Below are 14,106 nucleotides of genomic sequence, written 5' to 3'. Positions count from 1 at the left end.
CGACACGAATGATTTCTTAATCCGTTGATTGCAAGATAGGAAACCTAGTGCGACTCGGAATCCAAAACAAAAGCAGTGCTGAATTTGATCGCGGTCTGGTATTGATGGAAAACCTCAGAAGCGCTCGTATCACGAAGGGAATGTTCATCATCCATGCCATAAGGGGACAGGAGGTGCAGGGATCTGACTCGCTGGGCGGAAATCTCCAAAGGTAACTGTTGGCGAATCGAACTTAATACTGAATCACCAGGGTTCCCCCCCATTCGCACCAGCCACACCAACGCAATGGTGGCGCCTTGCTCCTTGATATCGGAAGCAGACGATAGTTCTCGCAGAGAAAGCCGGCGGGCATCCAAATGTTGCGCTCTCAGAGCAAGCAACAAAATTTCAGCAGCCAACTCATCAGGCTCTCCGTCTGCGGCAATCACAGCCACCACCGATTTTGTTCCTTGCCTTTGACCACGCCCACTTTCACTGAGACGGCGCCAGGACCTGGCAATAGGTTCACCATCCAGCACAGCAGCGCCTCTCCAATGCAACTTGCGCCCTTCCAGCGCCCCAAGCAAGGAGATAATCGCACGATTTACCTTGCGGCGTTCATCCGCCGTTATGTCACGTTGATCGAAATCGGCTTTGGCCAGAAACATGGCAGGGATCAGGACTTTGTCACAATAGGTGCCAAGCGTGTGCTTGCGAAGAAATTGCCTAGCCTGAAAGATAAGCCCATGGGTATCGCCACGGAGCACTCGCTGATAAAACCGTTCCGGCAAATCCAGTGACGGCGCATCTCCAAACAAGATGTCCAGAAAACGCAAAGCTGGCAAATACCTGCCTGCCACGACCATGCACAGGGTTAATGGTGTCGATAAAACCAATCCGGCAGGCCCCCACAATGCACTCCAGAAGATGGCGGAAAGCACCACCGACAACGCCGACAGCCCGGTGCTATGTCCATAGAGATGTGGTTCCAGAAACTGGGAAACAATCAGTTCAGTTACCAGGAATACCGCAATGCATTGAACAGCAAGCAACCACCCGGGAGAAATGGCTGCGGCCAATAGCGAAGCGCACAAACAGGCGATCCACATCCCGATATAAGGAACAAAGCGAAGCAACGCAGACATCGCCCCCCATAAAAAGGCCTGCGGAACGCCAATCCACTTCAAACCAAGGCCGATGATAATGCCGACGGCCAGATTGACCGCAAACTGTGACACAAAGTAATGAGATAACCGTTGCGCCGCATCGCTGACTGCCGCAGTCGTCACCCGCAAACTACCGGGGCCGGTCAATCGAATGAATCGGTCACCCAGCGTATCTTGTTCAAGCAGGACAAAGATCAACACAATCATCACGACACTGACCGTCTCAAGCATACTCGACAGCTGACCAGCAATATTCAGTAAAAGTTGAATCGGTCCTGGCTTGGGCGTCTGTAGCTCTACAGTCATTGGCGCGACGACATTGCGGGCTCCCTGGACGGCGGTCGAGGGCGGATTTACAGATGCCTGAGCACGATTGATATCGCCAAACAGTTGATCGGTCCGTTTTGTCAGATCGTTCAGTTGCCCCAATGTCAGTTGATTCAATTGGGAGATCTTGTCATGGATAGTTGCTTGGTACTGGGGAATTTCGCTCCCCAAGTGCACCAACTGTTCTCCCAATTGGGCGCCCAAGATCAATAGACTCAATGAAAAGGCGAGAACGGCGAGGCAGACAGAAATACCTTGGCCAATGCCCAGACGGCGTAGGGCACGCACCAATGGCGCGATCAAAAAACTGAGCATGATCGCCATGGCAATCGGCACCAAAACACGACGGCCCGCATATAACAACGTGATCACGGCACCAGCATCGATCATATGGCTGGCAAACTGAGGGGAAGAGCGATTGACTTGCGGGCGAAACACACATTCTCCTTTGTATCCGTTGCGGCGAATGAATCGCCCCGGCATCAGCAGACCGTTTCTTGCCGATTGAAATATTGCCGTTCGAACTCTACCGGAGAAACCCCGCCAGCATAACCATGACGGCGTTTCGGGTTGTAAAATATTTCAATGTAATCGAACGCATGACACCGAACCGGCTCGCGATCCATGCACGCCAGCATCCTGCGCGCGGAATGCGGCGCAGCTCACTAGGCGTAATACCCACTGGGATGGACGGACATCAGATAAAGAGAGACTTACTACTATTCAGTCAATCACCGCTCACAACCAGGCAGTCGCGGGCAGAATACTCGCCGTCGAAAACAGTGGCTTCTCCAGCACCAGACTGATATAACGACGCCCTTTGAAACGCATCGATTCGGCAATGCGAAACCCCATGTGCAGATAGAAGGCGCGCAGCTTATCGGCCCGCTTGGGTGTATCGAGCGCCAAAATGGAAAAACCGGCTTGTTTGGCGGCACATTCGGCCAGGCGCAGCAGCGCATCGCCCACCCCTTGTCCCTGATAGCCGGGATCGACGGCGAACTGATGCACGCTGGCGACCCGGCCATCGCGATAAACCCGGCTACCGCTGCCCTGCTCGCAGGGATACACCGTGATTGTTCCGACGATACGCCCCGCGTCGACGGCGACAAAGCTCCACCCGCGAGCGATCCGTGCCAACGTCTCGCTCGATGGCTGGTTCCCGCTGGCGCAATGGATACCGCACCGCGCCAGATCGGCAAAGGCACGGTGCAACAGGTCGGTAAGCACCTGCGGCGAATCGCCTGCCTGCCATGGCCGATAGAGAATGGCGCGGGCACCGCGCCGATCCGAGGGAGGGTTATCGCGTGCCATGCTAAAACCGAACCACCCACTTATGTTCGGCCACGAAATTCGGCCGAATGACACTATCCGAGCGGGCAAAATAGCGCGCGGTGTCGTTCAACATTTGATCGCGGCCACGCCGGCATAGCACCGTTCCCACGCCTTCATTGGTCATCAGTTCGGAGATCAGCCCGCCGCATTCGGCGGCATCGACCAAATGCACGGTCGACACCCCAAGATCCACGGCATCCCTGGCCGCGCACACCTCCGGCTCCAGTGCATCCCGCTCATGCACGGCCAACCAAGCGGACAGTGCACGGCGGTCGATGATGCCCGGTTGAACGCCCGCCTGCTGCAGCAGATCGCCCTCGCTCACCAACACCAGCGAGCGCGCGCAAAGCCGTAGCGCCACTTGGGCGGCAAACCGTTCGGGCGGCAAGGGGTGCAAATGGCCATTGGCATCCGGCGCGCACGCCATCAGAGCGGGAATCATGCCGCTGGTTTGCAACAACGTCATCAAAGACATGTCGGATTCGCGCAGCCCCTGCGACGCCTGCTCCGATGCCTGCGCCCAGCGCGCATCCTGCCCGGTGAGCCCCACCGCGCGCACCCCTTCGCGGTTGAGGAGACGCACCAGGTCAAAGTTGACTTCGGACATCGCGGCACGCATCGCCGCCGGCGACTCTTGCTCGCCAACGCGCATACGCGGAGCACCATGAACCAGCAATGGCCGCGCCCCCAGCAGCGCCAACAGGGCAATGTCCTGCATCCAACGCACACGCGTCGGCACATCGAATAATGCATCACCTAAAAAGCCGATCACCACAGTCTGCCCATGCAATGCCTGCACGAACGGCAAGGACTCGCGCAACAGCAGGGCCTGCCGCGTCGGCGTACTGCCTGAAACTTTGCTCATCATGACTGCCCCCCATCGCGCATGACCGCATGCACGTCGGCAATGGAAACACTGGTCCGCAACCCATCGCGCACGCGACGCTCGCACAATATCCGCGCCGCATCCGCCAAGCGCTGCAGATGCTCTTGAGTTGCCTGTTCTGGTACCAGCAGGATAAAAAACAGATCGACCAGCTTATCGTCCGGCGCACCAAAAGCAATCGGCAACGCCGTACGCACCAACACAGCAATGGGCGTCGCCAGGTCGCGTAAACGCGCGTGCGGGATGGCCACCCCCTGTCCCAACCCGGTCGAGCCGAGCGTCTCGCGCTCGTCGAGCTGACGGGCGATCGCCGACGCCGCGTCTTGCCGCTGCGGGCTCAAAAATCGCCCAACTGTTTCAAATAGCTGCCTACGGTCTTGTATGTCTACGTCCAACAATATGTGTTCGACATCGCAAGGTCGAACCAAAGTGTTCATCATGGCAAGGGTATCCTTCTGGAGAGCAGTCGAGTCCTCCGACCTGTGGCCGGCGATCTCATGCTAAGCAACACCACGTAAAGATCGCATAAAAGTTCGGCGCCATCCGGTCTGCCCCAGAAAATCGTCGAGCCTGCGCAGGCCGGCAGCCAGGGGTTCTACGGCGGCGCCGAGCCCCCCCCAGTTGCCCCCTACTGATCTGGCGCGCGCGAAGTTCGCGCACAAAAAAGGCGGCCGAGGCCGCCTAGGTGGCACGAAAATAAGTTGTCATCCGTTCTTCACGACGTGGCTGAGCAGCGTCAGCTTCTGCCCCATCGCCACCATGAGCACAGCGACAGTCGCCGGGGTGTAGCCGTTGGCAGGGCTGTTCAGTTGCCGAATTAGCACGTTGAGATTGCGCCTGACATCGCGCAGATCGTTTTGCAGCGCTTGGGAGGGGGAAATAGCGGCGTTCATCATGGCAGGTATTCCTTGTGTACGTGTATTGTTCCCGCCCTCTTTCTGCTAGATGGGGGGGCGGGCCGAGGCGGGGTTAGCAGACCGGACACGTACACCAACCGGCACACCCGAAGGTGTCCCCCGCCTGGCCCGCCATAGAAAAGCCTTGCCAGACGTGCACGCACCGCCTGACGGCAGTGCTGCGATTGTGTACGTGTCGTTGGGCTGCTAAACCCCTCGTGCAGGTGCACGACGAGCGGACGATAGGATCCGAGCATCCTAGCGTCAACGGCATGGCCGCGTTATCGGAAAAACCTTCATATCGCTTAGGAATCAAGCGCATTTGTCGCTGCTGGCATACCCCGTTTCCTACGCCGCCCCCCTCTAAGTCGCACCCTAGCCCCTTGACCACCAACAGTCGGCACTCACGCCATCTACGCCAGATACAACCTATCGAGCGCACAGCAGATATTTAACAATCGTCAAAAGTATTTCCAAACCGTATCATTACCTTAATGTCATATTCAAAATATGAGGACGGTGATGAGCGATCAGCTAACCCCTGCACAAACCAAAGCAGCAAGAGCACTACTTGCTTGGTCACAACAAGAATTAGCCGCCCATGCACACCTCGCCACCTCAACAGTGGCTGACCTTGAGCGTGGCCAGCACACATCAATACACCAAAATGCGCATGCAATCCGCGAAGCCCTAGAAGCTCAAGGGTTGAAATTCGTCGCGGGAGGGGTTGTCGAGAAGGACATGCTGTCACTCCAGCCCCTAGCGCGACCAGGGGCATTAATGCGCTGGATCAATGCCACACATTTATCCCAGTGGTGCGAGCAGCGCGAGGGGCAGAGCAGTATGCCTGAACTGATTCGGCGTCTGATTTTTGCAACCGTTGGCCCTGCCGCCAAGGTACGGTTTCCATCAGATGAAAGTGTCCAATATGCCGGCTTGGATGGTGCCTGTACTTCTCCGGATGGGACTAGTTTTGTCCCTGAAGGAGAGTCGGCATGGGAGATTGGAACCCAGCGAACAAAGATCACAACCAAGGCCAATGGTGATTTTGCGAAACGCACTGCTGACCCACTCGGCAAAGATCAAGCGCAAACCACGTTTGTGTTTGTCACCCCCCAGCGATTCACCGGCAAAGATGCATGGGTATCGGCCAAACGTAAGGAGAGCCCCTGGCTTGATGTGCGTGCCATTGATGGGGATGATCTCGTGCATTGGCTCGAGATGTGTCCTGCAGTTGCCCTGTGGCTGGCGACAAAAATCGGCCGACGGCCACAGGGGTTGCGGAATCTAGAAGAGTTCTGGTCAGAATGGACACGGGCGACACGCCCTCCACTGACCCACGATATCCTCCTAACTAATCGCGATCAGACACAAGCCGCTATATCAAAGTGGCTGCGCTCATCGACGTCAGAAGTAATATCCTTGCAAGCAGAGGCCCCTGATGAGGCCATCGCCTTTTTCTATTCCTCTCTCTGCCATTTCCCCGAAAACTACCGTCTCCACTACTTGAGCCAATGTGTCGTTGCAGACAACGCTGACACGGCACGTGCACTCATTGGCTTGGGAACCCCCTTGATCATAGTACTGATCGATCCAGAGCCCGGACTAGCTCAACGATTGGTTGAGGATGGGCATCGTGTCCTCACAGCACATGGGCCAAATGCACACGATCTTAACGGCAACCTACTATCTCTTCCCAAACCTTGGCGATCCGATCTGCAAAATGCGCTCATGGGAGCAGGCCTACCCGAAGACGACGCTCATCGCTTGGCACGCGCATCAGGGCGTAGCATCACTATACTGCGTCGTTTGATGCCTGCCGCCCCGAATTACCGACCCAAATGGGCAGAACAGCCGTCGTCCGAACTTATCGCGGCAATGCTCGCTGGATCATGGCGTGAGGATTCAGAAAAAGATCGAAAAATTCTTAGCGATCTAGCCTCTCGCTCCTATGAGCAAATCGAAGAGGCTTTGGCTCCTCTGGCCGCAACCATGGGCGGCCCACTCGTGCGGTCAGGCATGATCTGGAAAGTCGTTTCACTACGCGATCTTTGGCTTCAAATTGGAGGCCAACTCACGCCAAGCCAGCTAACTCGATTCAAAAAAGCATTCCATGACGTCATGAGCACGATCAACCCGCGGTTTACACAAAAGCCTAAGAGTATTTTTTACGAAGCCCCGGGGGAATTTGGAGAAGAGATTTCTGGCGCACTCCGACGCGGGATTACTGAAGCCATGATTGCAATGGCCACGCTCCCTACATGCGCCAAACTCATTTGCAATATTGAACAACATGCATACGATGCCATCCATACATTGCTTGACAGTGCCGATGGCTCGCTTTGGTGGTCACTATCGGGAGACTTCAGGAATCTTGCCGAAGCCTCTCCAACTGCATTCCTGGATGCACTAGACATTGCTCTCGAGAGCAATGCCACGATCATGCCGCTGTTCCGTAGCGACGAGGGCGCCTTATGCCCGACGGAATACCTAGCGAACCTCCTGTGGGCATTGGAAATGCTAGCGCGAAGTCCAGACTATCTATACCAATCGACCTCATTACTTGCAAGGCTGGCTGAGATAGATCCAGGGGGAAAATTGGGCAATCGCCCAGCCGCGTCGCTACGACGAATCTTTGTTAGCTGGTCGCCTCAGACCTATGCAACTCCGGCTCAGCGCTTGAAGGTGATAGCCTCCCTCGTACACCAATTCCCAACGATAGGCTGGAATTTACTTCTAGGATTGGCGCCACGCTCTTACGACACATCAGAACCTTCTGCGATGCCAAATTGGCTCGACTTCGCTCCCGATGAAGAGGAGGTGGTCACATGGCAAACTGCAGCGGTAGCAGCGAAGGCGATTGGCGAACTACTTTTGGGGCAAGTGGGCAACAGTACGGCACGCTGGCACTCGATTTTGGACTTATGGCCAAATTTTGACCCGCAGTGGCGATCGAAAGCTATCGAACAGCTTAAGGACACCGCTCTCATGCTCACTGACGCCACTGAAATTGAGATGTGGCGAAACAAGCTGCGAACATATTTGCAACATCACCGAGATTATCAAGATACAGAGTGGGCCTTACCCGAAGAGGATCTAAAGCAGCTCGATGAAGTTATGGAGTTGCTACCGCCCGAAAACGTAGAAGAACAGGTTCGCTGGCTATTTTCCAATAGCGTTAACAAGTTGAGGCCCAATATCGACTGGGAGGCACAACAATCTGAGTTGGCAGAACAACGGCGTCAAGCGATAGAAACACTCTTAGCAGACTATTCGTCCGACCAGTTATTTTCCTTTGCCACAACAATCGCAGCACCACGTGCCCTTGGAATAGCCATTGCAACATCATCCCAACCAGAAGCGACAAAACTCGCGCTGATAAAGCGAGGACTGTCGGCCGGCGGTGCTGTTGAACTAGAGCTCGGGCTGGGTATTTTCTATGGGCTAAAAGTCGCGGCGGGATCTGAAGGGGACACATGGGTGCGTACCTGCTGGGCACAAGCCATAGCGGAAAGCTGGGGGGAAAGCGCAGAAAACTGGATTGTACAAGCTCTACCGCTGAACACGTCGACTTGGTCAGAAATTGACGCTCGCTCAGCTAACCTTAGCAAGACCTACTGGGAAACATTGCCTCTATTTCTGGCATCGACAGGGGCCGAACCAGCTTACGTGGTCGAGCATCTGGTGGCAGCAAAACGTAGCCATGAAGCGATAAGCTGGTTGGGAATGCACCTCCAAATGAAGCCAGATAGTGCTCTGGTCATTCGATGTATGCAAGAAGCTGCACGCTCGGGGCAGAGCCGCGACAATACCGATACGACCATGCTCAGCCATTATGTAGCCCTGATTTTGGATTACCTTGCCAAGGACAACACAGTTGACAGGCATAGCCTTGTACAGCTGGAGTGGATGTACTATCCAGCACTTTGCTTCTCTCAACGAGGCACCCAAACGTTACATCGAGCACTGGCGCAAGAACCTGAGTTCTTTGTCCAACTAATCAAACTAATCTATCTACCGACCGAAGCCAGCAGCATCGCCGAGGAGGAGCCTCACAATCCCGATATACTACATCAAGCGTACAGTGTCATACGCGACTGGGCATGCGTACCTGGAGAGGATGATCAAGGCATCATTGACCCAGTCGCCTTGAAGGCTTGGATTACTCGCGCAAGAGAACTCCTTACAGAGGCGGGTCGCCGCAGCATTGGCGACAAACAAATTGGTGAAGCCTTATCAGCGGCCAAGAGTGAGCCTAATCAACCTTGGCCCCCAACACCTGTACGTGACGTGATTGAACTTTTCCGTAGTCGAGACCTTGAAGTAGGCTTTGAAAGAGGAGTCTACAGCCGTCGTGGGGTAACTGTCCGAATGCCCCATGATGGCGGCATGCAGGAACGGGCCCTTGCTGCGCGCTACCGTCATGATGCCGAGGTGCTACGCAACGATTGGCCACGAATGGCTGCTTGTCTTGAGAGAATAGCGGCAAGCTACGACGATAGTGCAACCCGAGCGGATCTCCGAGCCGAACAAGGGGACTGGTAATGAATTGAAAAGAGTACTCCTAATGAATACTCATCTCAGGACATGGCCACAATTGAGGCGTCCTCGGAAACATTCCTTTGCCGTATGGTGAAAACATACTCTTGCTTTTTGGTCATGAAGCCGATACTCGACCTAGCTTCGTTCGACGAGATCGATGAGGCGCAAATAGCGTGGATCTGATGTCAACCTCGGTTCGGTTTCTGCGATCAATGTGAGTATCTGCGGTAACTCGTATGGCGGCCGTGTAAGAACCAGCGGCGTCACTATGTTCACCAGATCTAGTGTCGTTTCGGGGAATCGAGTGGTAATCGGTCTTTCTCCACTTATCTCTTGGGTGAATCGGTAGAAGGGATGCTCATCTGTCTCCACCGGCACCAAGAACCTCTTCACTGCCTCATAGACGTAGGGGAAGGCATCACCCGTGTCATCAAGTAGGCCAATCCATGCCTTTACTGATGCAGAGGTTCGGTATCTGCGTTCTCTCGGCCAATCATCGGCAATTAAGGGGATGACATGATTTACCCAGCTATTCTCCTTTTGCTGTCCAACCCGACCCAACCAAAAAATGAACTGGCTCCGGGTGTCGTCAGACATTGCACGCAAAGCCGAACGCATTTCACTTCGAGAAAGACTGCTCACGCCCGAATAAAATACCCTCATGACGCCTAGCCACTGAGCAGCTTGGCTTGAGAAGTCGCGTTCCCAAGAAAAACCTTCAATCCACGGGTAGAGGTCAAGCATGAGCGGTTTGAGGATCTCGGCTAATGGAGTCCAAGGCGCTCGGCCGCTGTAAAGGAACCCATTCCACGCTGGTTCTGCAGCTGGATGCCCAAACGCCAACATGGGAATAAGACGTTCTTCAGTCCAGATGGGATCAACGTACATGAGCCAGTTCAGCTTGCTCGTCGTTATCGATACCGCATGGTCGGCTCCTTCTCCTGGCGCAGTAAATAGGCGCTCGACGCGAGACTTGATGTGATCCGGGATCAGTGAGCTAGCTTCCGGCTTTACGCCGGAGACCGCATGGAAAAGGGCTTCTGCGCACATGCCGACAGGGCCGTTGACCGCATAACCGAATGTACGCCGCGATCGTGGAATGACTTTCCCTCCTTGGTGAACTTCGCCCAAAGCACTTTTCGTGGCATCAGCACCTCCGCTCAGGATGCCATCGACGGTGTGATCATAGACAGCCCAACCGAGATCATCATCAAACTCAAGAACCGCAGCCAAGTGATCTCGGAGCCACCGACCCAAGGGATGGCGTAATTGGGCGATAACCGCATGAGGGAGCCGTGCTACTCGGTTCAGGAAAGCCCGTCTGAGCCTCGGGCGGATATCTAAGGGGAGAGCCTCAATCAAGGACGACCAGAACACTACAGGGTAGTCGTCAGCCCGTCCTGCTATCGTCAGCGCAGACAGCGCCTTTCGCGGATTTGTTTTCACCAAGCCCGTGAAGGGGCGTTTCTCGGTGAAACTATCAAAGTCCCACTTAAGGTCTTCCTTGGCACGGGGAATTACCGCGTTTATGGGAAGGTTCAAAATCGCATCAGGTGTTTCGTCCGTGCCGACCACCCCCATGTGTGACCCCTCTTCAACAACCACTGAGGTCGCCCAGTCATCGCGCCATCCAGGTATGTTTCCAATAATCTCGACAAGCCGTTCATGGGTGGCCGCCGTCAGTTCGCAATCTTGTAGTTCGAGATACCGGGCATATTTGGCAGCGAGTTTATCTCGTAGCCTTGAGAACTCCTCGTCAGGCCAGTAGGAAAACTGATCAGGGCCCGCCAAGATACGTTCAGAGAGTTGCGCCCTACTCTCCGGAGAGAACTCCCCCCATCGGTCCCCGAGTAGAAAAAGAAGCTCTCGGATCACATCGCTGTCCCAGAAAGTCTCCTGATCTAAGGATAAAAGTCCTTCAGCAACATGATCAGCATGGAAGACGTTTACTTTGCTGTATGCATACAACTTGAGCTTTCGGAAAAAGAATCGGTCAGTCAGAGGCCAGGTCGTTGCGTATGCGTTCGCCAGTATGGGCCATTTGGCAGCCATTCGATCAAAAAGCCTGACAAACCATGTGATGACCTCTGCGCCTTTTGTAATGAGCTCTCTGCCGTTGACTTCACGGTTCGGGTAGCAAGTTGGTATCTGAATGGAGGCTGGCTGAATATCCGCAAGGAGATCAGAGGTGATGATCAGCTGTTCCTGCAGAATGCCAAATACCTTTGGTAATATCTCATCAGGAACTTCAAGATCCTCGTCATACATCTCAAGGAACTGGACCGCAAACTGTCCAAGGTCACTGGGACGTACATTTTCCCAAGTTGATGAAGGGGGTTTGGCCTCCCCTAGGCCAAGTGGTGGCCTGATACTGACTCGGGGCATCACTGCCCGGCTGAATTCACGCAGAGTGCTGGATGTCCAACCTTCGGCATCGACCCGGCCCTTCAAGTCGAACCACTCGCCCCTCCACTGACGATTGCGCGGATCTCTATGGCATTCAAGAATCAGGCGCCACGTGTGGCGCGCGCGCTCATGAAGACCTTTCTCTTGCTCTAATTGCCAATCAATTTCATGCAACAATCTTGGATGAAGCTCGTTTTGCCGAATGGCCCACCAAGCGAGTACTGGACTAGCGATGGACTTCCTGACCCAAGCAATGAGGTGCCCAAGCCTTTTCGGGATCGTTTCAAAACCGTCTAGATGTCGCCCACCCATACGATGAAAATCGTGGGGGTTATCATCTTCATTACGCCAAACCAGGAGATTGTCGTTACAGACCCCCTGCCTGCGTTCATCCTCAGAGATATCCCTCAAGTCATCATCCAGCCCATACGCTGCTCTAGGATCGAAAACTTCAGCATTATCGCCATGGCTGCGGCATTGGTTGGCGGATCGGACACTTGCATCCATCACGCACACCCACTCCGGGTGAGGTGCAGGATCTGTATCCGCGAATAATCTTGCCCCCTGTACAGTGCGAAGGACATGAGCAACTTGGCCCCGCTCATGAGGAGTCAGGTTCTTCGGATCTTGCTGACTTTTAGCAATTATGGATGCTCGCCACCCACGGGGATCATCGGCTCGACCAGCCCAAGCTTCCAAGCTCGTCCATAGATCCGGATGATTGGAATAGGCGATGGCAGTAACGCCTCGGTCACGCCACTTGGCCTCAATATCCTCAGGAAGTCCACGGTCAAAAGCATAGAGTCTAGACCGGTCATACTGACCATCATGGTTGAGGCCCTGAAGAAGGTATTTTATTGGCGGATCTTCCGCCTGATAGCCAACCAAAACGACAGTATATTGTTCGAGGAGGTGCCGGATGAAATTGGTTGCCCATCCTTCAGAGAGATAGGCACGTCCAAAATCCGCGCTGCTGAGCACATAGGGATGGCTTTCAGAACCTATATCCACCAACCGCCCGTGTAGATACGTGATTCCTTCTATCGTCGACCCGAAGTTCAGATCGGGGAAAGCCGGAGGTTCGTGCCGGGCCAGGCTCTTACCCTTCTGTTCGGCCTCGAACAATCTGTCAAAGTTCGTGGTTACAATTTGCGGCACGCCGTTCTGACTCGAAGAAATCCTCTTAATTAGAGCGTGCTCACGTCCAGAATCTTTGGTTTCTAGGGACTCGCTCAGCCGCTTAGTGACAAGAGCGTTCACTTCATCCTTGCCATATTCAAGATGGAGGAGGTTGAAGATTTGGTCGAGAGGGGTTTTCACAGCAGATTGATCAGATTGATCAACCAACCATGGCTGAAACGCAGCCATGATTTCTGAGTCGACAGGTGGATCAAAGAACTCAATGACGTACTGAGTAAGGTCGACAAAGTTCGGCATGCCAGATGGCACCGAGACCCCTGCTCCACACAAAAACACTACGCGCCCCGCATCACAGCGCTCAAGGAGGACGTCTGGTATGGATGGGCCATTTGGATGGAATCTCATGAACTCAATTTACCATTGATTCGGATGCAGCGCCTATCGACTCTAGCCTAGTTCCTGCACGGCAAGTGGATATACAAGAGTCTTGGCGAGGAATGTTAATGATAATGGCAACGCTTATATTGTCATCAGACGCATACAAATAATGCGCTGCGTAACTTTCCATGTGTAGCAAACTTGCGGCAGGGATAATCTTCGACTACCGGGGAAAAAGCTGGATAAGTAAAGCACCGTCTTGAAATTTAAACGGGCATTATTATGTTGTATGATTATACTTTTGGATATGTTCATGCAGCATGCCACTTCTCCTGCTGTTTCCGTTGCAAAGCAGTGCACGTTGCAGATTCAGCTAGCCCCATCACTGCTCAACGCTAATTCTCATACCGTAGCGATATCTCAGCTGCCAACAATACAGGTCAGGGCGACAAGCCCCACCGACTGGTTCGCAATCGGCAGCCTGTTCGTGGGGGCGTTGGCCACGGTGCTAGTGGTGTTGGCTGGTGCTTGGCTTACTGACCGTAGTAACCGTAAGCATGCCGAGGAATTGCGTGAGCAGGCCAATGCAGGGCAGCGCGCTGCGAGCCGCCAAGCATGGATAGATACATTACGGGATAGCCTAGCGGAGTACATCGGGTGTCTGAAACGACTGTGGGACTTGCATCAACTGAAGCTAGGTAGGGAGCCCGCACTCCGTCAACATGTAGACAGTAGTTACGTATTGCAAGAGACGCAGCAACATGCGTTGACTCAAAACCAATTAGTGGCGGAGGCTGAACGGGTTCGCGCCAAGATCAAGCTTTTGCTGAATCCCGCGGAGCCGAATTATGGTGAACTGGAACGACTGCTGGATCGCGCTCTTGACTGTGCCCGTGATGGCGACATCAACGTGCTTCCCGCCTGCAATAATCTGGTACAAGCTTTTCAGCCAGTGTTAAAGGCAGAATGGGAGCGGGTGAAAGCCCGAGAGTAGTATCAATAAATCCATTTGGAAATCCATTTGGATCGCGAGCAGGCCCGCCGGCGCCAT

At 54.2% G+C, this 14,106-nt stretch carries 8 protein-coding genes and 1 pseudogene; 2 read left to right on the top strand and 7 right to left on the bottom strand.

Going from position 1 to position 14,106, the window contains the following annotated elements; translation table 11 throughout:
• Positions 1-44: 44 nt before the first annotated feature.
• From DFP86_RS17560 to DFP86_RS17535, 6 genes and pseudogenes are all read right to left on the bottom strand, one after another.
• Positions 45-1,910, bottom strand: a complete 1,866-nt coding sequence (locus DFP86_RS17560; protein ID WP_166642325.1) for an AI-2E family transporter — start codon at positions 1,908-1,910, stop codon at positions 45-47.
• 44 nt (positions 1,911-1,954) lie between these two features.
• Positions 1,955-2,092, bottom strand: a pseudogene (locus DFP86_RS17555) (IS3 family transposase); the annotation flags it as partial.
• 118 nt (positions 2,093-2,210) lie between these two features.
• Positions 2,211-2,786, bottom strand: a complete 576-nt coding sequence (locus DFP86_RS17550; RefSeq protein WP_133683706.1) for a GNAT family N-acetyltransferase — start codon at positions 2,784-2,786, stop codon at positions 2,211-2,213.
• 1 nt (position 2,787) lies between these two features.
• On the bottom strand, positions 2,788-3,675 hold the full coding sequence (locus tag DFP86_RS17545; RefSeq protein ID WP_133683704.1) for an amino acid kinase family protein: 888 nt from the start codon (positions 3,673-3,675) through the stop codon (positions 2,788-2,790).
• Positions 3,672-4,130, bottom strand: a complete 459-nt coding sequence (locus DFP86_RS17540; RefSeq protein WP_243729436.1) for a PTS sugar transporter subunit IIA — start codon at positions 4,128-4,130, stop codon at positions 3,672-3,674. The genes DFP86_RS17545 and DFP86_RS17540 overlap by 4 nt, the downstream gene beginning before the upstream one ends.
• 267 nt (positions 4,131-4,397) lie before the next feature.
• On the bottom strand, positions 4,398-4,589 hold the full coding sequence (locus DFP86_RS17535; protein ID WP_133683699.1) for a hypothetical protein: 192 nt from the start codon (positions 4,587-4,589) through the stop codon (positions 4,398-4,400).
• Positions 4,590-5,111: 522 nt separating this feature from the next.
• Here DFP86_RS17535 and DFP86_RS17530 point away from each other — a divergent pair.
• Positions 5,112-9,134, top strand: coding sequence for a helix-turn-helix domain-containing protein (locus tag DFP86_RS17530; RefSeq protein WP_133683697.1), 4,023 nt, complete (start codon positions 5,112-5,114; stop codon positions 9,132-9,134).
• Positions 9,135-9,266: 132 nt separating this feature from the next.
• On the opposite strand, the gene DFP86_RS17525 is transcribed toward DFP86_RS17530, so the two are convergent.
• On the bottom strand, positions 9,267-12,974 hold the full coding sequence (locus tag DFP86_RS17525) for an SIR2 family protein (RefSeq protein ID WP_208108383.1): 3,708 nt from the start codon (positions 12,972-12,974) through the stop codon (positions 9,267-9,269).
• 394 nt (positions 12,975-13,368) lie between these two features.
• Here DFP86_RS17525 and DFP86_RS17520 point away from each other — a divergent pair, with 394 nt between their 5' ends.
• Positions 13,369-14,049 carry a hypothetical protein gene (locus DFP86_RS17520; protein WP_133683693.1) on the top strand — a complete coding sequence of 227 codons (681 nt, stop codon included), beginning with the start codon at positions 13,369-13,371 and terminating at the stop codon, positions 14,047-14,049.
• Positions 14,050-14,106: the final 57 nt, after the last annotated feature.

The sequence above is a fragment of the Paludibacterium purpuratum genome (assembly GCF_004363805.1).
Lineage (GTDB): Bacteria > Pseudomonadota > Gammaproteobacteria > Burkholderiales > Chromobacteriaceae > Paludibacterium > Paludibacterium purpuratum.
The sequence above is the reverse complement of the archived record's forward strand: the minus strand, read 5'-3'. Positions and strand labels throughout refer to the sequence as shown.

Excerpts from the sequence above, each read along its gene's own strand:
- DFP86_RS17520 (WP_133683693.1), top strand. The coding sequence starts at position 13,369 with ATGCAGCATGCCACTTCTCCTGCTGTTTCCGTTGCAAAGCAGTGCACG.
- DFP86_RS17550 (WP_133683706.1), bottom strand. The coding sequence starts at position 2,786 with ATGGCACGCGATAACCCTCCCTCGGATCGGCGCGGTGCCCGCGCCATT.
- DFP86_RS17525 (WP_208108383.1), bottom strand. The coding sequence starts at position 12,974 with ATGCCGAACTTTGTCGACCTTACTCAGTACGTCATTGAGTTCTTTGAT.
- DFP86_RS17530 (WP_133683697.1), top strand. The coding sequence starts at position 5,112 with ATGAGCGATCAGCTAACCCCTGCACAAACCAAAGCAGCAAGAGCACTA.
- DFP86_RS17535 (WP_133683699.1), bottom strand. The coding sequence starts at position 4,589 with ATGATGAACGCCGCTATTTCCCCCTCCCAAGCGCTGCAAAACGATCTG.
- DFP86_RS17540 (WP_243729436.1), bottom strand. The coding sequence starts at position 4,130 with ATGAACACTTTGGTTCGACCTTGCGATGTCGAACACATATTGTTGGAC.
- DFP86_RS17545 (WP_133683704.1), bottom strand. The coding sequence starts at position 3,675 with ATGATGAGCAAAGTTTCAGGCAGTACGCCGACGCGGCAGGCCCTGCTG.